Below are 22,325 nucleotides of genomic sequence, written 5' to 3' on the forward strand. Positions count from 1 at the left end.
AATGTTAAAAGGTAGATACTCAATTGCAGTTGCTGCTTTGGCTTTACTTGCCGCCTGCAGCAGTAATGATAAAAAGCCGGTTAAGGCCAGCGCTCCCGCTAAGCCCGCGTTAATGGCGCCTTTCAGGTACCATAAAGCCATAGAAGTATCGCCGGGACAAACGTATGATGTAGTAAGCTGGGGCAGGGGCTCAACCGATGCCGGCGCTTTTGCTATTTTACATTCCGATTCGGCTAAAATTAAATATACCACTACCACGGGCGACCTGGACGGCGCCATTGCTGACGTGTATAACGCTGACATGGATAATGATGGCAACCCGGAAATACTGATTGAAGCTAAAGCAAAAGATACCGTTAATTATGCGCGTATATATGGCTTTGAGTTCAATAATAACTCCGTAAATAAGCTGGATTTTCCTAAACTCACAGCTTCGCAACGCAAGGGTTATCGTGGCAACGATAATTTTTATATCAGAGAAGGTAAACTGATAAGAGAGTTTCCTATTTACAGTTCCAACGATTCGCTGGCCAAGCCAAGCGGAGCTAAACGCCAATTAGAATACAGCCTGCGTAATAATAACTTTTCAGTAAAGCAAATCAGTAAAGACTCTACTGATACCATTACGGCTACCCCAAAAAATACGGAACCAAAATCAACCAATGAGGACAAAACCTCAAGATCAACGAAAAAGAAAAAAAGCGAAAGCCATAAGAAGCATCATAAAAGAAGAAGGCGCTAAATATAGCTACACACTTACCCCGAATGCATACTTTACATCGGCCCAAAATTCATCAAGCGCAATGATACGGGGTTTAAAAAAAGAAATTAACCGGGGCCAGTCTTCTTTCTGATAAATGCTTACAGGCGCCAACTCCGCATATACACGGCTAATGGTTTTGCCATATTCATCTGTATCATGCAGCTGCCATTGCCATTCCTCATTCAGAGTAGTATGCAGGATGCTTTTATAGGAGAGTAACTGATCAAAATACAATTCCTGTAGTTCCACATCAGGGTGGGCCAAGTCAATAGAAATAGTCGCCGAGCGGTTATCGGCCTGCATTCTGAAATAGATATGCTTTGCCCCGGTTTTATAATTGATCCAGTTGGTTTTTAAGCCATCGGCAGATAAAACAGGCGTCATATATTGCCCAAAGGCCGTCCAGAACGCCTGTTTTAACTGTGATGCTTGTTCTTTGCTATACATTAAATACCCTCAACCCTGAAAGGGGCCGTTAATTTTTCATCGGCAGAACTGCTGCCCAACACTAACTGATAGTTCCCCTTGTGTAATTGCCAGTCGCGCTTATACAGATCCCATTTGCGCAGTTCCTTAACGGGTATTTTAATGGTTACCGTATTGGCGCTGCCTTTAGTAACCGTTACCCGCTTAAAGGCCTTAAGCTCTTTGTAGGGCATACGTTCAACAGACGGGTATTTGATGTAGGCTTGTACCACCTCATCACCATTAAAATTACCGGTGTTTTTTACGTTCACGGTAACGCTAATGGTATCATTTAGCTTATACGAATCCTTTAGTGGATTACTTAGGGCATATTCAAATGAAGTGTAACTCATACCAAAGCCAAAAGGATACTGTACCGGCCCATTATAATAACGGTAAGTGCGGCCCGCCATGTTGTAATTGTGGTATTCGGGCAAGTCGCTAAGGCTTTTATAAAAAGTTACCGGCAAGTGGCCCGATGGCGATACATCACCAAATAAAATATCAGCTAAGGCATTTCCGCCTTGTTCGCCTGGGTACCAGGCTAATATTACCGCGTCGGCATAGGGGGCAATAGCATCAATATTCACGTCGCTACCGGCGGTAACCACTGCGATAATTGGCTTTTTGACATCATGGCGTAGCTTTTTCAGAAAAGCGATATGGCTGGCCGGGAGATCGATATTCAATTTATCACCACCACCTGCAGCCAGGAAAGCATCGCCCTCTTCACCCTCATAAACAGGGGACAGGCCCAAAACCGCGATGGTAACATCAGCGTTACCCGCTGCCCATATACCACCAAAATGAGTAGTGTCACGGTTATCAGCACCCATATCATATTCCACACGTGCGGCAGGGCCAACGGCAGCTGTAATGCCCTCTACAAAATTTACCACTTTACCTGCACCATGATAGTTGCCTATTAAAGCGTCATAAGAAGTAGAGGTGGGGCCTATAACCATGTAGCTACTGTATTTTCTCTTACTTAACGGCAATATGTGCTGATCATTCTTTAACAGCACCATGCTCTGCTGCGCCACTTTTCTGGCCAGGGCGATATGTTGGGTGTTATGTACGCTATCGGCGCCATAAGCATGGTATGGGCTAAGGCTGGCATCATCGTAAAACCCTAATTTGAATTGGGTGCGTAATGAAGCTGATAAAGCACGGTCAACATCACTGTTTTTTAACAAACCACGCTTCACGGCAGCCAGCACATCATTCTGCAAAAGCGTTGAGCAATCCAGGTTTACACCTGCCTTTATCGCCTCTGCCGCAACTACCACCTGGTCCGGCTCGGTTTTATGGCGAAGATAAATATCATCTAACGCGCCGCAATCGGTAACTACCTGTCCTTTAAATTTCCACTCTTTTAGCAATATGTCATGTAAAAGGGTATTGCTGGTGCAGCAGGGTTCGTTATTTAGGCGGTTATAACCACACATCACACTGGCTACGCCACCATCAACCAGATATTTAAATGAGTAAAGGTATGTTTCGCGCAGGTCTTTCTCATCTACTACCGCGTTAAATTCGTGCCTTCCGGCTTCAGGGCCGCTATGTACGGCAAAGTGTTTGGCCGTAGCGCTTGCCTTGAGATGATTGGGATCATTCCCCTGTAAACCGCTTACAAAGGCCGCGCCCATACGCGAAGTAAGAAAAGGGTCTTCGCCATAAGTTTCCTGACCGCGCCCCCAACGTGGGTCACGGAAAATATTAATGTTAGGTGTCCAGAAGGTAAGCCCCATATATTGTAAACGCCTGCCCATACCGGTTGAAAGGTTGTATTTAGCCCTTGCTTCGGTAGATATAACGGTTGATACCTGTTTTAGCAGATCATCATTAAACGTTGCCGCCATCCCTATGGCTTGCGGAAATATGGTGGCCTCGCCGGCGCGTGCCACGCCATGCAAAGCCTCGTTCCACCAGTTATAAGCGGGGATACCCAGGCGCGGCACGGCTTTACTGTTGTAACCAAGCAGATCAATTTTTTCCTGTATGGTTAAGCGCGATAACAGGTCTTTGACCCGTACTTCAACAGGCTGCTTCGGGTCTTTGTATATTGGTTTTTGCTGCGCGGATGCCAATAACGGCATTAACAGAATAAAAGCCAGGCGGGTAAACCTATTTCTCATTATTACAGTTTTTATAAATAAAGGCTAACTTAAAAGATTTAGCGGGCATGAGCAACAAAGTATAGCCCTAAACGCTACATTAGCAACAAATGCTTACTTTTTTGCAAATATGATAAAATGACTTCGGCTTACCTATTCCTGATCTGATAACCATGCAACAATCTATTATTCACGTATCCCTATTAGTTAATGACTATGATGAGGCCATTGATTTTTATTGCAATAAATTAAACTTCGATATAGTTGAAGATACAACATTAACGCCTGACAAGCGGTGGGTATTAATTAAACCTCCCGGCTCATCGGGCTGCTGCTTGTTGCTGGCAAAAGCGGCAAACGAAATGCAAACGGCAAGCGTTGGCAATCAATCCGGAGGGCGGGTTTTCTTGTTTCTGGAGACTGATGATTTTTACCGCGATTACCACCGGATGCTAAACAACGAGATTATCTTTGTGCGCGAACCCCTTAACGAGAGCTATGGCATTGTAGCTGTTTTTAAGGACCTGTACGGCAACCTTTGGGACCTGATACAAAGGCATAGCCAAAAAAATAATTGATTATATGATGAGGGTCTTATTTACTTGCGCCATTATTGGGTTGATACTTTTCCCATCTGCATCACCGGCTCAGCAAAAAACATTATTTAACACTGATGAAAAGCCACGACTGATCTCCAGGCAATTTTCTTTTACCGAAGGGCCGTCAGTCGATGCAGCGGGGAATATATTTTTTACCGACCAACCCAATAACCGCATCTGGAAATATGATACCCTTGGCAAATTATCTGTTTTTATGGAGAATGCAGGCAGGGCCAATGGCACTTATTTCGACAAGAAGGGCAACCTGATAGCTTGCGCCGATGAACATAACCAGTTATGGCGTATTACTCCGAAGGGCAAAATAAAGATATTGCTTAACAACTACAGCGGGCGGTTAGTTAATGGCCCAAACGACTTATGGGTTAGTCCGCATGGCGATATATATTTTACAGACCCTTATTACCAGCGGGATTATTGGTCACGCACCAAAAGCGAGCAAAGCGGTCAAATGATATTTGTATTGCTTAAAGGGAACAGGGAAGCTCTATTTTTAGATAGCCTGGTAAAGCCGAATGGAATTGTTGGCTCCCCGGATGGTAAAACTTTGTTTGTTGCTGATATAGGAGCCGGCAAGATCTATAAATACCCCATCCTTAAACCAGGCAGGTTAGGAGCAAAGGAACTCTTTTATGAACAAGGGGCAGACGGCATTACACTTGACGAGCGGGGTAACCTTTACCTTGCCGGAAACGGCATTACCGTTATTGATCCGAACGGTAAAAAAATAGCGCATATCGATATTCCCGAACCTTGGACTGCTAATTTATGCTTTGGCGGAAAAAACCGCGATGAGCTTTTTATAACGGCTTCCAATGCGATATATGTTTTAAAAATGAATGTAAAAGGAGTAGAGTAATTGAATATCAGTTACTTTAGCAATGAATTGCGTTCTTTTGAGAATAACTTATATACCTGCTTATCTACAAAGCCAGGCAAAAATTTATTGATTAACACCGTTAACTTGCCTTGCGTAGTGAGTATTAATGTGCGCTTACGTTGCTCTGTGGCGTTGGCAATGCGTGTGGCCACTTCTTCGGCAGTCATCATTTTATCTTCGTGCAAAGTACTCTCACCCTGGGCCACACCTTCAGCGTTTAAGGCGGTGTTTCTGATGTTTGATGCCGTAAAGCCCGGGCATGCTACCATAATATGTACACCGGTATGCAAGTTTTCTATCCGCAACGCGTCCATAAAGCCATTCATAGCGAACTTGGAAGCCGAATATCCTGTACGACCCGGCAAGCCTTTGTAACCGGCTATTGATGATACCGCTACAATGCTCCCTTTGGTCTTGAGGATTTCAGGTAAAGCGTGCTTGGTACAATAAACCGTTCCCCAAAAATTCACGTCCATTAATTTCTTCAGCACAGACACCTCTGTATCTTTGAACAGAGCTCGCATAGACATACCCGCATTGTTAATGAGTATATCCACCTTTCCAAAAGTGAGTTGCGCTTGTTTAATAAGCGATTTACAATCTTCGTCTATAGTAACGTCACATTGTACGGCTACTGCTCTGTTGCTGTATCTGGCCTCGATATCCTGTGTGATCTCGCAAAGGGTAACAAACTGCCTGGCACCTAATACCAAATTGGCTCCCCGTTTTGCAAACTCATAAACCAACGCTTTGCCTATTCCGGAAGAAGCCCCTGTAATAACAACTACTTTACCTTTCAATTTCATATTTCGGTGCGAACAACTGTGGTATGCCCGGTAATTTTAACTCGGGTTTTTTAAACAGATATTTCGCTGCGAAGATAAACATAGCGCCATAATAATGTTTGATGTAATTCCAGCTTGTAGTGGGTTTGATCTGCTTATTAAAGCTCAAAATATAGGTACGTGGGTAATAATAATTCTTGTAGCCCAAAAGCCTTAACCTGAAAGAAATATCAATATCATGGCCAAAATAAGCCAACTTTTCATCAAGCAGGCCGGTTTGCGCTAACGCTTGTTTACGTAACAGCATAAACGCGCCATTAACCACGTCAACTTCGGTAGTGGCAAATTCCTCTTCCTCGACCCAGTTATCGTTATTCTTATAAAGCCTGGATTTAGTAAAATATTTAGACAAACCGGTAAGCTTTAAAAGCGCCGCCCATGGCTTTGTAAAACCGGTTCTTGAATGAGGTATGAAACGACCGCCTGGTGTAAGCGCCCTAACGCCAACGCTACCTGCTTCGGGGTGGGCATCCATAAAGTCTACTACCTGCTCAATTGTTTTTTTGCCGCTTATAATATCCGCATTGACCAGTAAAATATACTCACCAGACGCTAACTCTATACCTTTATTTCGGGATGCGGATACCCCAAGGCTTTGTTCATTCACCATCAATTTAGCTTCCGGAAAATCTTCATTCAGCATTTTTACCGACTTATCGGTAGAAGCATCATCAATGATAATAAGCTCATAATCAATATCTCTGCAAGCTCTTGTTAAAGTAAAAAGAGCCTGCCTGAGCAGGGTGCACATGTTGTAATTAACTACAATGACAGAAAGTTTCATAAGCGTCAGGATGGTGAATTTTCATACGGCACACGAGTCACAATAGAACGCCCTAAAGTAATTTCGTCAACGTACTCTAACTCACCACCAAAAGCAATGCCACGAGCTATGGTAGAGATATTTATATTAAATTGTTTTAAGCGCTTATGCAGATAGAATATGGTAGTATCGCCCTCCATAGTTGCGCTTAAAGCAAAAATTGTTTCTTTTACATTACCATCCTTTAATCTTTCAACAAGGGTATCCACCTGCAGGTCGCCGGGGCCAATACCATCCATGGGCGATATCAAACCACCTAAAACGTGGTAAACACCATTGTATTGGTTGGTATTTTCAATAGCCATAACATCACGCGTATCTTCCACCACGCAAATGGTAGTGTGGTCACGCCGGGGCGACGCGCATATTTCACATATCTTCTGATCAGATATATTATGGCAGGTTTCACAAAACTGTATCTCCGTGCGTAATTTGGTGATAGCGGTACTAAACTTTTGCACTTCTGCCACATCGCGGTTGAGTAAATGCAATACCAGCCTTAACGCGGTCTTTTGCCCTACACCCGGTAATTTCGCAAACTCAGCTACCGCTTCCTCCAACAATTTTGATGAAAAATTCATTGAGCGAAGATACTCATTTTACTGTCTGTTTGCTACTCATCCCATAGCGGTTAGCTATGCTAAAGATTGACTACGGTACTGCTGTGCTGCACAAGATAAATAAGAAAAGGAGACAAATAAACACTCTTGTTATCAGCTATTTGATCGTCGTTAGTTCAATAATAAATTCACACAAGTAGTGTATTTAATCATGTATAACTAATTGATCATTAAAGCACAATTAAAAAAGCAAAGGCATTCCGTGCGGAACGCCTTTAAAGATCAATGATCGCAGATTTTGAGTGTATTTCTTGTAACTGAATCGTTAATAATTAACGGGTTGATACATTAACATTGCTGCTGCCGTTTACCTCAACAGTAGTACCGCCACCGTTTACTTTACCTACCACATCATCTTTATCCTTACGGCCCTGGAAATCGCCATTTACATTGAAGCTTACACGGTTGCCATGGAGGCTTACATCCATGCCGGCTTTCTGGGGAACCAGCAGGTCAATATGCCCGGCACTGGTTTCCAACTTAACATACCTGCCAAGTTTGTCCATCTGTACGTGTACGCTGCCACCACTGGTTTCGGCGTTTACGCTTCCGGCTATTTTCATCAAATTAATGCTTCCACCGGAAGTACTGGTGATCAGTTCGCCATCAACATTATTCCCTTCAATGCTACCGCCGCTTGTTTCAGCACTTACATGCCCTTTAAGGTCAGTTAAGTTTAATGAGCCGCCGCTGGTTTCCAGTTTAATGTTTCCGCTGCAACGCGCGGCGGTAATGCTGCCACCGCTCGTTTCCAGATCAATGTTGTTACGGCTGTCGGTAACGGTAATGCTGCCGCCACTGGTTTCGCCTTTAATGTTACCGGTAATGTTAGCTACAGATAAGCTACCGCCGCTAGTTTCAAAATTTTGGCTGCCGTTTAAGCTCTTTAAAGTAATAGAGCCACCACTGGTATTTAAATTGGTTGAGGTTTGGCTGCCTACATAAACTTTAAAGCCTATGCTGAGCGATTGTCTCCAGTCCATATTATTACGACGGCTTTTGGCTGTAGCGTGTAATTCGCCGTTATGTATATCAATATCTAAGATGTAATCCTGCTCAAGGCGTTTCTTTATTTCGTCTTTGGTGTACTCACGGCCGTTATTACCCACTACAAATACATCAATATGGGGGGCTTCTTTACCTTCGCCACTTACCAGTAAACTGCCGCCGCTGGTATTCAGAAATACTTTTTTAATACCGTCGTTACTTAATGACCGGGTATAATAGGGCTCTTTGCCGGTTTGTGCAAAAGCCGCGCTTGCAGATGAAGCCATCAGCAATAAGAATAGGTATTTTTTCATGTGTGTTTAATGGTTTATTTCTACTAAGACGAGTATTATCGCCTCAACGTTGCAAGAGATTTTATAATTATTCGTTTTTTAAGCTTTTAACTGGATTTACCATAGCGGCCCTTACCGACTGGAAGCTCACGGTAATGAGTGCTATCAAAGTTACAGCAGCAGCTGTGCCAGCAAACAACCAAATATTAGGCTTTATACGGTAGGCAAAATCCTGTAACCATGCATGTGTAGTATACCAGGCCAGGGGCAGGGCGATAATTAGCGATACAATTATGAGCCTGATAAATGATGCCGAGAGTGCGGTGGTAATATCAAATATACTTGCACCTAACACTTTGCGGATACCTATTTCCTTAACGCGCTGCCTGGCTATATATGATGACAGGCCAAACAAGCCCATACACGCAAGCGCTATGGCTATTGCGGCAAATACATTTAAGGCATCGCCCAGGCGTAGTTCTGCCTTATATAATTTATCAAAATCAGCATCCATAAAGCTATACTCGAAAGGCATTTGCGGCATTATTGCTTTGAGTTTGCCTTGTATGCCCGCTATGGTTTGCCGGATATGCTTGCCGGATATTTTAACCAGCAAATTGCGGCCTCTTGGTTCAGTAAATAGTACCAGCGGCTTTATAGTGTTGTGTAACGATTGAAAATTAAAATCCTTAATTACAGCCTTAACAAAACCAGGGCGCGTGGCATCAAGGTACATTTTTTTACCTACGGCCTGTTGCGCAGTCCAACCAAGCGCTTTTGCCGCCGACTCATTTATGATAAAGTGATAAATATTCTTTGTTTGATTATCGTCTTTAATATCTTCTACATCCTGGCGTGTAAAGTCGGCCCCAACCAGTATATGCAGTCCTGTTGTTTTAATATAGTCCTCATCTACAGGGTTAGCGGTAACGGCAAGCTGCTCATTTTCGGGCATGGCATCATTACGCATATTATAGCCACCCACTATATTTACAGGCGTATTTACGCAACGGGAAACAGATACGATATCCTTATCCGCTTTTAACTCGTTTTTGATCAGGTCAACCTTATCATTGAGGCTATAACTAAAAGGCAATACCAACAAGCGATCGCGGTTGTAGCCTAAATCTTTATTACGTATAAAGTTTAATTGTTTCTGGATAATAAAGGTTGAAGCGATCAGTAACACCGATACAGAAAACTGGAAAACAATAAGCGCTTTTCGGGTGAACTGCCCCGAGCCGGTATTTTTAAAGGAGCCTTTTAACACTTTTACCGGCTGGAAACCGGTTAAAACCAATGCAGGATAAAATCCGGCAAAAAAACTTACGCCTATCATTACCACAACAACACCTGTTATAAACGGAAAGGTAAAAAGGGTACTGACGGTAAGTTGCCTGTCGGTAAGTTGATTAAATGCAGGCAAAGCCACTATAGCCACAAACACACTGATGATAATGGCTACCATACACATAAATGCCGATTCGCTGATGAACTGCCAGAATAGTTGCATTTTATCAGCCCCGATAACTTTTCGTACGCCTACTTCTTTTGCGCGTTCCATAGAACGGGCCGTGTTGAGATTGATGTAAGTAAAGCAGGCAATAACCAGTATAAGCAGCGAAACCGCTTCAAGGATATAAATGTACCTGATGTTATTATTAGGTTCAAAACCCGGGAAAGGAGAGTGCAGGTGTACGCTTTTATATGGTTCCAGCGAGAAATTTACGCTCGCACCTTTGCCATTCATTTCCCGTTGCATGAAAGGCCCTATTTTTGACTGGAGCGATTCAAATGACGATGGATTTTTAAGTAGTAGGTAAGTTGTATAATTCGCATTCCAATAACTGCTCTCCTCATCAGTGATACCTAAAGATGAAAAGGAGGCCAGCATATCAAATTTAATTTGCGAATTGCTTGGGCAATCCTGCATTAACCCGCTTACCTGGTAAAGACTGGTGTCGTTAGAAACTTTGAGGCTTTTACCTATCGGATCCGCATCGCCAAAATAGCGCCTGGCAGTAGTTTGTGTAATAACTATCTTATGAGGGGCATTTAGGACAGTAGCAGCATCGCCCCTGAGCATTTTAAATGAAAAAATCTTGAAAAATGATGGATCGGCATACAGGAAGTTTTTTTCGGCAAATGATTTATCATTATAGCTAACAGCGATCTTGCTGGATAGCATGCCGTATAAACGTACCGCGTCAACCACTTCGGGGAAAGTACGTTTAAATACAGGGGCTACCTTAACACTTGTAAAATTGCCCTTGTTAGACTCACCGCCTCCATCAAACTTATACTCCATAATTACCCTGGCAATCCTGTCACCATTCTGCTGCATACTATCATAGCTAAGCTCATGAAAAATGTACAGGCCTATGAGCATACAGCTGCTTAAACCAATAGTAAGGCCCAATAAGTTAATAAAAGTGAATGCCTTGTTTTTAGAAAGGCTGCGTAGGGATATCTTAAAGTAATTTTTAAACATAATTCACCGATAAATCAAACTGCATATCAAAATTACATGCCAGCTACATAAATTGCTTTTTTACAGTAAATTAAGTTATTTAAAGCGAAGCTACACGTTCGTTACCGTAACAGTGAGTGTACGGTTATGATACAGTTACTAAAATTATGGCTTACCCCGCTATTTATGTACAGAAGGCTCATAAGCGTAAACTACCTGATAAGGCTGGTTTTTTAATTTAGCCGACAACTGGCCTATATGCAGGTCTTCGGCCTGGGGCGTAGGCTCACAAACCGTATAGGCTTTTCCGTTATAATTAACAGCCTCACCAACAGGTTGGTTAAAGCTTACCGCCATGGTAATATGGGTAGGATAGAGCATGGCTATCATAGGCAGGTTGTACAGTTCTTTTACCAGGTAAAAAAACAAAGCGGCACGGTCATCACAATCACTGTAGGTAGCGGCGAGGGTTTCTCCGGGCGAGAGGCGCCTTTCGCGGCCATAGTTTTCCTGGTCATCCTCATACAAGAAAGCGTAGCGGGTAAAACGCATCAGGTAGTCAACGCCTTTCTTTTCGTCCATTCCCTTTAATACGCTTTTTAGAGTAGGTATCAATGAGCTATATGTTTCCCTGCTTAGGGGTATGTTAAAATAAGTTTCAAAGCTCACGCCAGGGTAATTATTAAAAGCCGCTTGCTGGTTGGTGTTAAGCCTGATCTTGAAGTGATAGGTTTGCTGCCCATACCGGAAGGTCATACTTTTTTCTACATCACCGGCGGGCGTAAAATCAGGCATTAAGGTTACTTTGTATGAAAACGGGATAACTTTTTCCGGCACAGGTAATAGAACGGGTACGGGCGGGTCGGTGTTAAGATTGGCGTAGGCATAATCATGTATGTTAAGGCATACAAACTGCTTCCCATCAACCATAAAATAGGGGATATCCTTTATCTCCTCGTTATTGTACACATAAAAAATAATTTTTTGATGCGATAAGGCCAGCCGTGCGTCATAACCCGATTTACTGAGCATCAACCATTTATAAAAAGTATATAGCGGATAATTATCCTGTTTAGGGGCTATTTGTTGGGCCGTATGTCGTATGAGCTGATAATAAAGCCAGTCGTTTAATTGGTGTGTTGCCTTATAGGACAGCAAAGCGCCAATCAAAGGCTGATATTGCGCCTTATTCAACTGCTGATAAACTTTCTGCAGCCCGGCTGGCGTTAATTGTTGTGGAAGTTCAATTTTATCTGCGTTTAGGTCGGCCTCAAACGGGTCTTTGTAAAAATTAACCACAATGTGCCTTTGCGCATTTACTGTTGTAAATACCGCCACAAGGAATACAGCCATCCACCAGTTTCGGAGCAAATGCAAGGGTTAATAATTTGGTTATAATAAATATAGCTATTAATAACCTTAAATTAACACTCAGCAATAAAAAAGCTTGGTTTGTTTGCAAATAAACTCAACACTAAACTTGCTTTAAAATCATCTTTTCGGCATCGTCCAATATAAAACAATGTTCAAACCTGCTCATACCCACTTTGGGGTAATAGCCTGTAGCTTTAGGGGCGGCCAGCAAAATAAGTTTAGCTTTTGGGCTATACTTTTTGGTTTCGTAAATAAGCATTGCACCAATACCCTGGTGCTGGTAAGCTTCATCAACGGCAAGGTCGGATAGATAGGTACAGAAGGCAAAATCAGTGAGCGCGCGCGACACGCCAACTAACCGGCCATCTATACGCGCGGTTACAATCAGGTTGGCATGTTGCAACATATCAGCTATACGTTCAGCATCAGCTACCGGGCGGCGCTCGGCAAGGGTACTACGCTGCAACACAGCAATAAATTCGTCGGCACCTAAGGTAAGCTCGCGTTGAAAAACAATTTCTGTTGTGGCCATAGGTATATAGTAATTAAAATGGACAGGATAAAATAAAGATAGCTGTATTGGGCTAAAACACGGCTATATAAACTTTAAGAATATACCAAAGGCATAAAATTTCAATACTTTTTAATAATATTATGCCATCAAACAGCCATTAAGCACCCTGCATGAAAAAAGTATCTGTTGTTACTATCAATTATAATCAGGATAAGATAACGGAAGAACTCCTGGTATCCATCGCCGAAACCAATACCTACGAGAACCTTGAAGTGATTGTAGTGGATAATGGCAGCACCGTTAACCCTATCCCGTTATGGACCGGCAAATACCCTGATGTAAAATTTATCCGCTCGGAGGCCAACCTCGGTTTCTCGGGTGGTAATAACATTGGTATAGCGCAAGCCACCGGCGATTATTACTTCCTGGTTAACAACGATACCGAGTTTTCGCCGGGCCTGGTACAAAAACTGGTGGATATTTTAGACACCCACCCGCAGGTAGGCATCATATCTCCAAAACTGGTGTATGATTATGACCGAAGTATTATCCAGTATGTAGGGTTTACCCAGGTTGATTATTATACCTGCCGTAACCGTGCCGTAGGTAAAGGTGAAAAGGATAACGGGCAATATGACAACTTGCTTGGCCAAACCGGCTATTGCCACGGTGGCGCCATGATGGTAAAACGCGAAACCTGCGAAAAAGCCGGCTTAATGGCCGATAACTTCTTTATTTATTATGAAGAGGTAGACTGGGGCGAACGCATTAACCGGTCTGGCTACCAGGCGTGGGTACGTGGCGACGCGGTGATCTACCACAAAGAATCTATGACGGTGGGTAAGAAAAGTGCCTTTAAAGAGTACTTTATGAACCGCAACCGTATACTGTTCATCAGGCATAACGCGCCGTTTTTTAAAGCGCTGGTGTTTTATTTCTATTTCATGTTACTGGTGGTTCCCCGGAACATTTTAGGATATATTAAAGAAAAGAAATACAACTTTATTCCCATCTTATTCAGGGCTATCTGGTGGAATGTTACTCATAATAAACACAGTACCGAGCTGGGCTTTACCATAAACAAAGTTTCATGATAGTTTTGCTTTGGATTAGCTTGTTTGTAGTAGCCTACACCTTTGTAGGCTACGGCTTTTTGCTGTATTTTATTATCAAGATCAAACGCTCTGTTAGAGGCAAGCCGGCTATACCTGCTATTATTCCGGATGCGTTGCCTACTTGTACGCTTGTTGTAGCTGCCTACAATGAAGAGCATTTCATTACGCAAAAGATCAATAACTCCCTGGAGCTTAAATATCCGGAAGGAAAGCTAAAATTTGTTTTTGTAACCGACGGATCATCAGACCGTGCGCCCGAAATAATAGCGCAGTACCCGCAAATACAACTATTGCACCGCCCAGAACGAGCAGGCAAGATAGCCGCCGTACACAGGGCCATGGAACAGGTAGATACCGAGGTAGTGGTATTTACAGATGCCAATACTTTTTTAAACCCCGAGGCTATTGAGCGTATTTGCAGGCATTACAGCGATAGAACCGTTGGCGCTGTAGCAGGAGAGAAGCGTGTACAGGTGGATAACAGTGCGGATGCCAGCGCGGCAGGCGAGGGTTTTTACTGGAAATATGAATCAACCTTAAAGAAATGGGATTCGGAACTATACTCTGTGGTAGGCGCGGCAGGCGAACTCTTCAGCGTTCGGCGCGATTTGTACCAGGATGTGCCACCGGATACCGTTCTTGACGATTTTATGATCTCCATGCTCATAGCAGAACAAGGTTACCGCATTATTTATGAACCCGATGCTTACGCGCTTGAAACCGCTTCAGAAAATGTTGGTGAAGAACTTAAACGCAAAATACGTATAGCGGCAGGGGGCATACAGTCCATTATCAGGCTTAAAAGCCTGCTGTTCTCAGCTAAATATCCGCTGCTCTCATTCCAGTATGTGAGCCACCGTGTTTTACGGTGGACGGTTACGCCATTTTTCCTTATCCTTGCTTTCCTTATCAATCTGCAGCTGGCAGCTGTGCATTATAGCTTGTTTTATATCTTGCTATTGATGGCACAAGTGGTTTTTTATTTACTGGCCGCCATCGGTTTTATAATGGAAAAGCGGCACATCCGTATCAAGGCGCTGTTTATTCCCTATTATTTTTGCGTAATGAATTATGCCGTACTTGCCGGTATTGTGCGCTATTTCACCAAAAAACAAAGTGCCGTTTGGGAAAAGGCCCAGCGTAAAATGTAGTTTTTGATTTAGCTTTTACTATCGCCTGTTAACGCTGAATATTGCGTAATTTTGTAATTAGTATTTAACAAATACCATCTGCCGCAATTAAAAGTTAAATATTCATGAAACGTTCGGGAAGTGCCGACCTGCCTCTACACTACGGTTATGTTCCGCTTTGGCTTGCCGAACGCATGGCCAAACTGGGGCTTGCCGTAGTAGAAAGTATTGTACTTGATTATGGGAAGGATGAGGTAATCAGGCGTTTGAGCGACCCTTTCTGGTTTCAAAGTCTCGGTGCCGTAATGGGTATGGACTGGCATTCATCAGGCGTTACTACGTCCGTTATGGGTGCTTTAAAAAGGGCCATAAATCCGCGCAGTCGCGAACTGGGTATCTATATTTGCGGCGGCAAAGGCAAACACTCTACCAGGACACCCGCTGAACTTTTAAACGTTTGTAACCTTACCGGCCTAAATGGCGATGAATTGGTGAAATGCAGCAAGCTAAGCGCTAAGGTAGATAATACCGCCATACAGGATGGCTTTCAGTTATACACACATAATTTTATTTTAAGTGATACTGGTAAATGGGCTGTTGTACAGCAGGGTATGAGCGATGCCAGCCGTACGGCACGCAGGTACCACTGGCATTCTGAGCAATTAACTTCTTTTGTAGAAGACCCGCATACCTGCATTTACGGCAGGAATGAGGGCTATATACTGAACATGGCCGATAAACAAGCCGGCAGCTCACGTAAGGGAGTTATGCAGATAGCGGCCGAAAAGCCCGAACTGATGCTTAAAGAGATCCGCCAACTGGTTATGCCCGGTCACCACGATGTACGGGCTAAAGATGTAGACCTGAAAAGGCTTGGCGCCGTATTGTGGCTGGCTCATGAAAAACAACCTCAGGACTTTGAAGATCTGCTGATGCTGCAAGGCCTGGGCCCGCGCACCTTGCAGTCGCTGGCGCTGGTAAGCGAAGTAATACATGGTACGCCATCACGATTTAAGGACCCGGCAAGGTTCTCCTTCGCGCATGGCGGTAAAGACGGGCATCCGTTCCCGGTACCCACCAAAGTTTATGATGAAACCATAGGCACGCTGCAAAACGCCATACAAAAAGCTAAACTCGGGCATACGGAAAAGAATGAGGCTATTAAACGGCTTACAGATATTGCCCAAGCAGCAGAAAAGGATTTTACCCCCAACGCTAATTTTGAGCATGTGATTGAGGAAGAAAGAAAACAATCATGGCGTTATGGCGGCCGTACGGTGTTCGGCAAAGAAAAACCGCCGCATAACCAGCAGCTTAAATTATTTTAGATCGGTGCAAATGGTATTGGCTACTTTAAAATGCGCTTCGAGCTTGGGTAGCGTTTCCTCAGCGAAATCCTGAATATCTCCGCTGGTGTTATTGATGGCGTTCTTAAACAAGGCTATAGCTTTCTCATGATCGTTGACCATTACCTGCGCGTAAGCCTTATCAAAACCTTCGCCTTTTGGCATTTTCTCAAGGCTTTGTAATGATTGCTGATGAATAGTACTCAGTTGATCACTTAACGTGATGTGGTATTTATCGGCAAGCTTTTTTATGTCGGCACCGGCGCTGTTGTGGTGATCAAGAATCGCCTTGGCCATACTAATGATCGCCGTATCGCCGGTTTTTTGCAGTGCAAGCTGCGATAACTTGACTTCTGCCATAGCGTCTTCATTGGCCGCTTGCACAAAACTTACCGCGTCAGCATCAATACTTTTATTGTAGTTTTTACCTTTCCGGTTATTACAAGCCAGTATCTCTAAAAACGCTACAAGCAGTAACACAGCGCCAAATCTTCTCATATAGCTATCTTAACTTATAACTATCTAACAAAATTTGGCACTATGAGTTTGATACCTTTACAAATACTTTTATGCTAAGCCAGGTTACGGCCGGCATTCACAATACCGTAAACCGTGCGTATCACCAGTTTGTTGTAAACACCTATTAATTCCTCGTCGTCTATTTCATTCAGGCGCAGGAGCGCGTAGTGCTGTATAATTACCAATGGCAGCACAATACGTTCGCGTACGGCAATGGAACGCCTGTCAACAGGGTATTCTTCCATCAGCACGTTTGTACCGGTGAGTTGCAGCAACATGTCACGCGTTAATTCGTATTCGGCTTTAAGGCCCTTCCAGAATTTGCTGAACTTTTTATCATTAGCCATGTAGGCGGTAACCCTGAAATCTGATTTAGACATAGACATCATACAGTTATCCAGCATGGTCTTAAAAAAGCCCGAGCGGTGGTATAACTCCTGCACTTCGTCCCAATGTCCGCTTTCTTTCATTTGCTTTAACGCGGTACCCACACCGTAAAAACCCGGAATATTTTGTTTAAGCTGGCTCCAGGATGTTACAAAGCTGATAGCCCGGAGATCTTCCAGTTTTAGTTTAGCTCCCGGGTTACGTTTAGTTGGCCTGCTGCTGATATTGATCTGGGATAACAGCTTCAGCGGACTAAATTTTTCCAGGTAATCCATAAATAGGGGATGCTCGCGCAGCTCCATAAATAGTTTATGGCTGCTTTCGGCCATGTTGGAAATAAGCGATTTATGCTTTTCATCAAGCAGGTCAAAATGGTTGGGGTGCAGGGCAGATGTTACGCCCGCGCTAATGAGTTGTTCTGTATTAAAACGGGCGGTTTCAACAGAGCCATATTGCGAACTTACCGTTTGCCCCTGTATAGTCAACTGGATATGATCATTCGCTATCTCCTTGCCCATAGAAGCATAAAAGCGGTGCGTTTTACCACCGCCGCGGGCAGGCGGGCCACCACGGCCATCAAAAAATGCCAGTTGTATACCGTGCTTACGTGCCATAGCGGTAAGTTCAACTTTGGCCTTATATATGCTCCAGTTAGCCATCAGGTAGCCGCCATCCTTGGTACTGTCGCTAAAGCCCAGCATAATGGTTTGCTTGTTTCCGCGCTTTTTAAGGTGAGCCTTGTAGAAAGGGTGGGTGTACAGGCGCTCCATCACCTCACTGGCATGTTTAAGATCATTAACGGTCTCAAACAATGGCATAAAATCAATACTCAGCTTATCCTTTTCCCAGCCGCTCCATAAAAACAGGGCGATGAGCTGTAGAATATCTGATGCCTGCTGGCAATTGCTGATAATAAAACGCTGACAGCCTTTTTCACCATTACTGTGTTGTATCTGTTTTACCAGCCTGATGGTGTCCAGCGTATCGCGTATGAGGGGCTCAGCCGTTTCGGGGCATTTAAAATCGGCCTGGTTAAATGGCAAGCTCTTAATTTTAGCCGCCTCATCCATTTCTTCGTAATTTTTGGGTACGCCGGTATATACTTTTTCTGTAGTATACTTAAACACGTTACGCAATACGCGGCTATCCTGCCTGATATCAAGCGTGGCGAAGTAACTACCGAAAAGCTTCACCTTTTGTATCAGGTTATCTACTACGCTCACAAACAAACCATCATGTTCTTTTACCAGTGTTTCGCGCATATCGCGAAGAGTTTTCAGTAGCTCGGGCTGCAAATCCTTTGGATTCTCCTGTGGGTTAAAAGCATTATCATACAGCAAACTCTCCAGGAGGGCAATGGTATCCGTAAAGCCACGGAAAGTGATGCGGCGTTTCAGGTTCCTGAAATCGCGGTAATAACACCTGTAGATGATCTGCCGCAGCATAGACGATACCGAACGCGTAGTTTCGGTGGTCACATTAGGGTTACCATCCCTGTCGCCACCCGGCCAGAAACCCAGCTCCAGTACGTTGGCATTCCCCTCAATATCAAATTCATCCTCTAATTTTGATTGTATTGACGATAACGCGTTGTAGAAAATATTTTCGAGGAACCATACCAGGCTGGCAGCCTCATCCACGGGGGTAGGCGATGTTTTGTTGAAGAATGGCGTTTTACCTAACTGCTGCAGTAACACATCAATGGTGGATATATCGTTGGCTTTAAGCGCCTCAATAAGATCGGTCATAATACCCAGCACGCTTCCCGGGTAAAACTGTGTAGGGTGAGCGGTTAATACCAGCCTGAGCGAAAAATCCTGTAATTGTTTGCTGATGCGGGCACGCGCCTCCTCGCTTTGCGAGGCCTGCTGTATGAGGCTTTGCAATGTACCGGTATCATCTCCGCGGCCGACCTTGTTAAATAGCGAATCTTCAATAGCATCAAACAATACCACCTGGCGTTCAATATATTGTATAAACCTGAATAACCGGTTCAGCTCTTCGCGATGATCAATACCGGGGACATATTTTTTAAAAAATGATTCGATGATCTCCACCGGGGATAGCTGTTCGGCGGCTCCTTTTTCACAATGTGAGCTAAAAAAGGGCAGCAATATCCCTATCTCCTTTACCTGGTAAAACGGAAGCGTTTGAAATAAACTGTTGTACAGCTCAAAACGTTTAACCACCTCATGGTTAAATACAGTTTCTTTTTGGCTTAGCCTTAAGGTTGATGGCATACGGTAATTTTTAACAGGTGAAATTGGTATATAACGGCGTGAATTTAATTATCTAAAATCAAAATACGTCATAAAGTATTAAATTATTAATAATAAGGTCAATTTAATGCGATAATGATTAGTATAAACTTAGCGGCAAAATATTTGTTTAGTTTTGCATCACAAATATCCAGCCCAACAAAATATCCATGAAGAGCCAACAGCGCGAAATAAAAAGCTTTTTTTACAGCCAATATTTTTCTGATGGCCTGCGCATGACCATGGGGATACTTATCCCTACACTGGTAATGATGGAACTGGGTGATTTTGATACCGGGTTAACCCTCTCTTTAGGAGCGCTTTGTATTTGCACTATTGACACTCCCGGCCCGCTTACACACAAGCGCAATGGTATGGCCATTGGCAACCTGTTGTTGTTATTGGTAGCCCTTACAACGGGTTACGCGCGCATGAATGTGGTTGCCCTGGCTATTGAAATTACCATTTTCGCTTTCCTGTTCTCCATGCTTACGGTTTATGGTAACCGGGCAGCATCAGTAGGTACATCGTCTCTGCTCATCATGATATTTATGATGGACAAGCATTTACCGCCGGAGGAGGTACCCGGGTTTAGCCTTACGCTACTGGCGGGTGGTATATGGTACATGCTGTTCGCCATTATATTTTTCGGGATAAGGCCTTACCGCGCCGCTCAGCAAACATTGGGAGAAAACGTAGCCGATATTGCCAACTTTCTGCGCATTAAGGCAGATTTTTATGATACCAGAACAGATATAGACGAGAACTACAAAAAGCTGGTACTATCACAGATACAGGTGAGCAACCACCAGGACGCGGTGCGTGAAATACTGTTTAAAAGCCGCATGCTGGTAAAAGAATCGACCCCGGCAAGCCGCATACTGGTGCTTACCTTTAATGACCTGGTTGATATGTTTGAGCAGATCATGGCTACCCACTATGATTATGCTTATATCCGCGAGAAATTTGAACACACCGGCATATTGACTGACATCAACCGGTTTCTGCACATCGTAGCGGATGATCTGGACAACATCGGCTATGCGGTGCTGGCCAACACCAGGCCTCAAAAACTAAGTAACCTCGACCTGCAACTGGAAAGGTTAAAGGTAAAGATTGATGAAGTAGGTGCCGATGAAAAAGAAACCAGCAACCTGGTACTAAAAAAGATATTAATTAACCTGCGCGATCTTGTGGGTCGTATCGGCAATATTTATAAGTATTATCATTCCAAAGCTTCTGACGGGCTGGTACAGAGTAAGCCGGGTGTTGAATACTCCAAATTTGTAGCCCAGCTTGACTTTGCCCCCCATATATTTACCGATAACCTTACGCTAAAATCGGGCGCTTTTAAACATGCCCTGCGGGTAGCGCTGGTGTGTTTGGTTGGTTTTATAACGGCCAAGAATTTCTCACTGGGCGGGCATAGCTACTGGGTGCTGCTCACCATTATCGTGATCCTGAAACCGGGTTTCAGCCTTTCAAAACAACGCAACTACCAGCGTTTGATCGGTACCATTGCCGGTGGCGTGATCGGGGTGCTGATACTGAACCTGATACCCGATAAAACGGCCCAGTTTGTTATACTGGTGGTTTTAATGATAGGTACTTACAGCTTTTCGAGGCTCAACTACATTGTATCCGTTATCCTCATGACGCCTTATGTGCTATTATTGTTCAAGTTTTTGGGGGTGGGCATATTAGATGTGGCGCAGGAACGAATTATTGATACGATAATAGGTTCGGGCATTGCATTTTTAGCCAGTTATCTTATCTTCCCTACATGGGAATTTCAACAGGTGAGCGATAGCCTTAAGATGGCTATTACCGCCAATTTGAATTACCTGCGTAAAATATCAGACAGCCTCTCGGGCATTGAAGTTACCTTAACCGAATATAAATTGGCCCGTAAGGATGTATATGTGAGCTCGGCCAACTTATCTGCCGTATTTGAGCGTATGACGTCGGAGCCTAAGAGTAAGCAGCGTAATATTAAAGACCTGCATAAATTTGTGGTACTGAACCACATCCTGGCTTCTTACGCGGCTAATATTGCATCGGCTTTGGTACTTAATCGCCCTAAAAATACTCATGCCGATATGCAAAAACTGGTAAAACGCAGTATTGCTACCCTTAGAGACACCCAAAGGAAATTAAGCGCCGAAGTTGTGAGCAGTCAACCACCCGAAGATAACATCAAGTTAAATCCTGCTACAAAACCTGAAGCCCCGCAAGTGCCACTAAACGCCGATGAGAAGCTGATGAAAGAGCAACTCGGCTTTATCAACAAGATCTCCGTGGATATAGCCAAGGTTACCGAAGCTGTACTAACCTGATATTAGTCCTTCTTGGCGTAAAATTTGGTTTGTGCCACGTGTAGTGAACCGGGTGGGATAGGAGCGTCGCGTTCCGGAATGTCTAAAGCACGCCTTATAGTATCGTCTGTATCTTTATTGATCTCGCGTCCACGTTCGTAAAGCGGCAAATATTCCAGCGTGGTGGTACTTATACCCGGCAATTTAACTACGTCTTTGTCCAGGTCAAAAACTGCAATATCTATCGGGACTATTACCCGACCATCATCAAGCCCGGCATTGTTGCTTTCCATATCCAGTATAATGTAGCGTACTTTTCTTGTATCGGCGTTAAATAAGAGGTCGTAAACTTCGCCCACTTTGTTTTGGTGGGTATCTAAAACATCCCAGCCCATAACGTTGGGTTGGCTGTCAACTATTTCAAAATCGCTCTCGCTTAATTCTTCAAGGAGGCCGTAGTCGGCGCTGTTATCTGCAAAATCCATTT

The 22,325-nt window shown here is 43.8% G+C and carries 19 protein-coding genes; 7 read left to right on the forward strand and 12 right to left on the reverse strand.

Annotated elements, in window-relative coordinates:
- The first annotated feature begins 1 nt into the window (after position 1).
- The gene (locus CKK33_RS11175; protein ID WP_143822949.1) at positions 2-742 is read left to right on the forward strand and encodes a hypothetical protein; all 741 of its coding nucleotides are present in this window, start codon (positions 2-4) and stop codon (positions 740-742) included.
- A gap of 6 nt (positions 743-748) precedes the next feature.
- On the opposite strand, the gene CKK33_RS11180 is transcribed toward CKK33_RS11175, so the two are convergent.
- Positions 749-1,210, reverse strand: coding sequence for a DUF4268 domain-containing protein (locus CKK33_RS11180; RefSeq protein ID WP_095704184.1), 462 nt, complete (start codon positions 1,208-1,210; stop codon positions 749-751).
- The gene (locus CKK33_RS11185) at positions 1,210-3,366 is read right to left on the reverse strand and encodes a glycoside hydrolase family 3 N-terminal domain-containing protein (protein WP_095704185.1); all 2,157 of its coding nucleotides are present in this window, start codon (positions 3,364-3,366) and stop codon (positions 1,210-1,212) included. Before CKK33_RS11185 ends, CKK33_RS11180 begins: the two co-directional genes overlap by 1 nt.
- A gap of 152 nt (positions 3,367-3,518) precedes the next feature.
- Between CKK33_RS11185 and CKK33_RS11190 the strand changes: the two genes are divergently transcribed.
- Both CKK33_RS11190 and CKK33_RS11195 read left to right on the forward strand, forming a co-directional pair.
- On the forward strand, positions 3,519-3,923 hold the full coding sequence (locus tag CKK33_RS11190) for a VOC family protein (protein WP_095704186.1): 405 nt from the start codon (positions 3,519-3,521) through the stop codon (positions 3,921-3,923).
- A 4-nt stretch (positions 3,924-3,927) separates the two neighbouring features.
- Complete coding sequence (locus tag CKK33_RS11195) at positions 3,928-4,821, forward strand: SMP-30/gluconolactonase/LRE family protein (protein ID WP_095704187.1); 894 nt, start codon at positions 3,928-3,930, stop codon at positions 4,819-4,821.
- 11 nt (positions 4,822-4,832) lie between these two features.
- On the opposite strand, the gene CKK33_RS11200 is transcribed toward CKK33_RS11195, so the two are convergent.
- The 7 genes from CKK33_RS11200 to CKK33_RS11230 all read right to left on the reverse strand — a co-directional run bounded on the left by CKK33_RS11200 (position 4,833) and on the right by CKK33_RS11230 (position 12,786).
- Positions 4,833-5,648 (reverse strand): SDR family oxidoreductase, encoded by an 816-nt coding sequence (locus CKK33_RS11200; protein ID WP_095704188.1) that lies wholly within the window; start codon positions 5,646-5,648, stop codon positions 4,833-4,835.
- On the reverse strand, positions 5,632-6,471 hold the full coding sequence (locus CKK33_RS11205; RefSeq protein WP_095704189.1) for a glycosyltransferase: 840 nt from the start codon (positions 6,469-6,471) through the stop codon (positions 5,632-5,634). Before CKK33_RS11205 ends, CKK33_RS11200 begins: the two co-directional genes overlap by 17 nt.
- Before the next feature lie 5 nt (positions 6,472-6,476).
- A complete protein-coding gene (gene recR / locus CKK33_RS11210; protein WP_095704190.1) occupies positions 6,477-7,091 on the reverse strand; it encodes a recombination mediator RecR in 615 nt (204 codons plus the stop codon).
- Between the two features lie 311 nt (positions 7,092-7,402).
- Positions 7,403-8,431, reverse strand: a complete 1,029-nt coding sequence (locus CKK33_RS11215; protein ID WP_095704191.1) for a DUF4097 family beta strand repeat-containing protein — start codon at positions 8,429-8,431, stop codon at positions 7,403-7,405.
- Positions 8,432-8,498: 67 nt separating this feature from the next.
- The gene (locus CKK33_RS11220; protein WP_095704192.1) at positions 8,499-10,901 is read right to left on the reverse strand and encodes an ABC transporter permease; all 2,403 of its coding nucleotides are present in this window, start codon (positions 10,899-10,901) and stop codon (positions 8,499-8,501) included.
- Positions 10,902-11,060: 159 nt separating this feature from the next.
- Positions 11,061-12,233: a hypothetical protein gene (locus tag CKK33_RS11225; RefSeq protein WP_095704193.1), complete on the reverse strand. Its 1,173-nt coding sequence runs from the start codon at positions 12,231-12,233 to the stop codon at positions 11,061-11,063.
- 121 nt (positions 12,234-12,354) lie between these two features.
- Positions 12,355-12,786: a GNAT family N-acetyltransferase gene (locus CKK33_RS11230; RefSeq protein ID WP_095704194.1), complete on the reverse strand. Its 432-nt coding sequence runs from the start codon at positions 12,784-12,786 to the stop codon at positions 12,355-12,357.
- A 152-nt stretch (positions 12,787-12,938) separates the two neighbouring features.
- Between CKK33_RS11230 and CKK33_RS11235 the strand changes: the two genes are divergently transcribed.
- From CKK33_RS11235 to CKK33_RS11245, 3 genes are all read left to right on the forward strand, one after another.
- Positions 12,939-13,862: a glycosyltransferase family 2 protein gene (locus CKK33_RS11235; protein ID WP_095704195.1), complete on the forward strand. Its 924-nt coding sequence runs from the start codon at positions 12,939-12,941 to the stop codon at positions 13,860-13,862.
- Positions 13,859-15,034 (forward strand): glycosyltransferase family 2 protein, encoded by a 1,176-nt coding sequence (locus CKK33_RS11240; protein ID WP_095704196.1) that lies wholly within the window; start codon positions 13,859-13,861, stop codon positions 15,032-15,034. The genes CKK33_RS11235 and CKK33_RS11240 overlap by 4 nt, the downstream gene beginning before the upstream one ends.
- A 104-nt stretch (positions 15,035-15,138) precedes the next feature.
- Positions 15,139-16,341 carry a DUF763 domain-containing protein gene (locus CKK33_RS11245; RefSeq protein ID WP_095704197.1) on the forward strand — a complete coding sequence of 401 codons (1,203 nt, stop codon included), beginning with the start codon at positions 15,139-15,141 and terminating at the stop codon, positions 16,339-16,341.
- Here the strand turns inward: CKK33_RS11245 and CKK33_RS11250 are convergent.
- The gene (locus tag CKK33_RS11250) at positions 16,333-16,857 is read right to left on the reverse strand and encodes a DUF4142 domain-containing protein (protein WP_095704198.1); all 525 of its coding nucleotides are present in this window, start codon (positions 16,855-16,857) and stop codon (positions 16,333-16,335) included. The two genes, CKK33_RS11245 and CKK33_RS11250, sit on opposite strands and share 9 nt — an antisense overlap.
- Positions 16,858-16,931: 74 nt before the next feature.
- Positions 16,932-19,505, reverse strand: coding sequence for a phosphoenolpyruvate carboxylase (locus CKK33_RS11255; RefSeq protein ID WP_095704199.1), 2,574 nt, complete (start codon positions 19,503-19,505; stop codon positions 16,932-16,934).
- A 188-nt stretch (positions 19,506-19,693) separates the two neighbouring features.
- Between CKK33_RS11255 and CKK33_RS11260 the strand changes: the two genes are divergently transcribed.
- Positions 19,694-21,859 (forward strand): FUSC family membrane protein, encoded by a 2,166-nt coding sequence (locus CKK33_RS11260; protein WP_095704200.1) that lies wholly within the window; start codon positions 19,694-19,696, stop codon positions 21,857-21,859.
- Between the two features lie 2 nt (positions 21,860-21,861).
- Here CKK33_RS11260 and CKK33_RS11265 read toward each other — a convergent pair whose 3' ends face one another.
- Positions 21,862-22,323: a PRC-barrel domain-containing protein gene (locus CKK33_RS11265; protein WP_095704201.1), complete on the reverse strand. Its 462-nt coding sequence runs from the start codon at positions 22,321-22,323 to the stop codon at positions 21,862-21,864.
- Between the last annotated feature and the right edge of the window lie 2 nt (positions 22,324-22,325).

Source organism: Mucilaginibacter sp. MD40 (assembly GCF_002288635.1).
Classification (GTDB): Bacteria; Bacteroidota; Bacteroidia; order Sphingobacteriales; family Sphingobacteriaceae; genus Mucilaginibacter.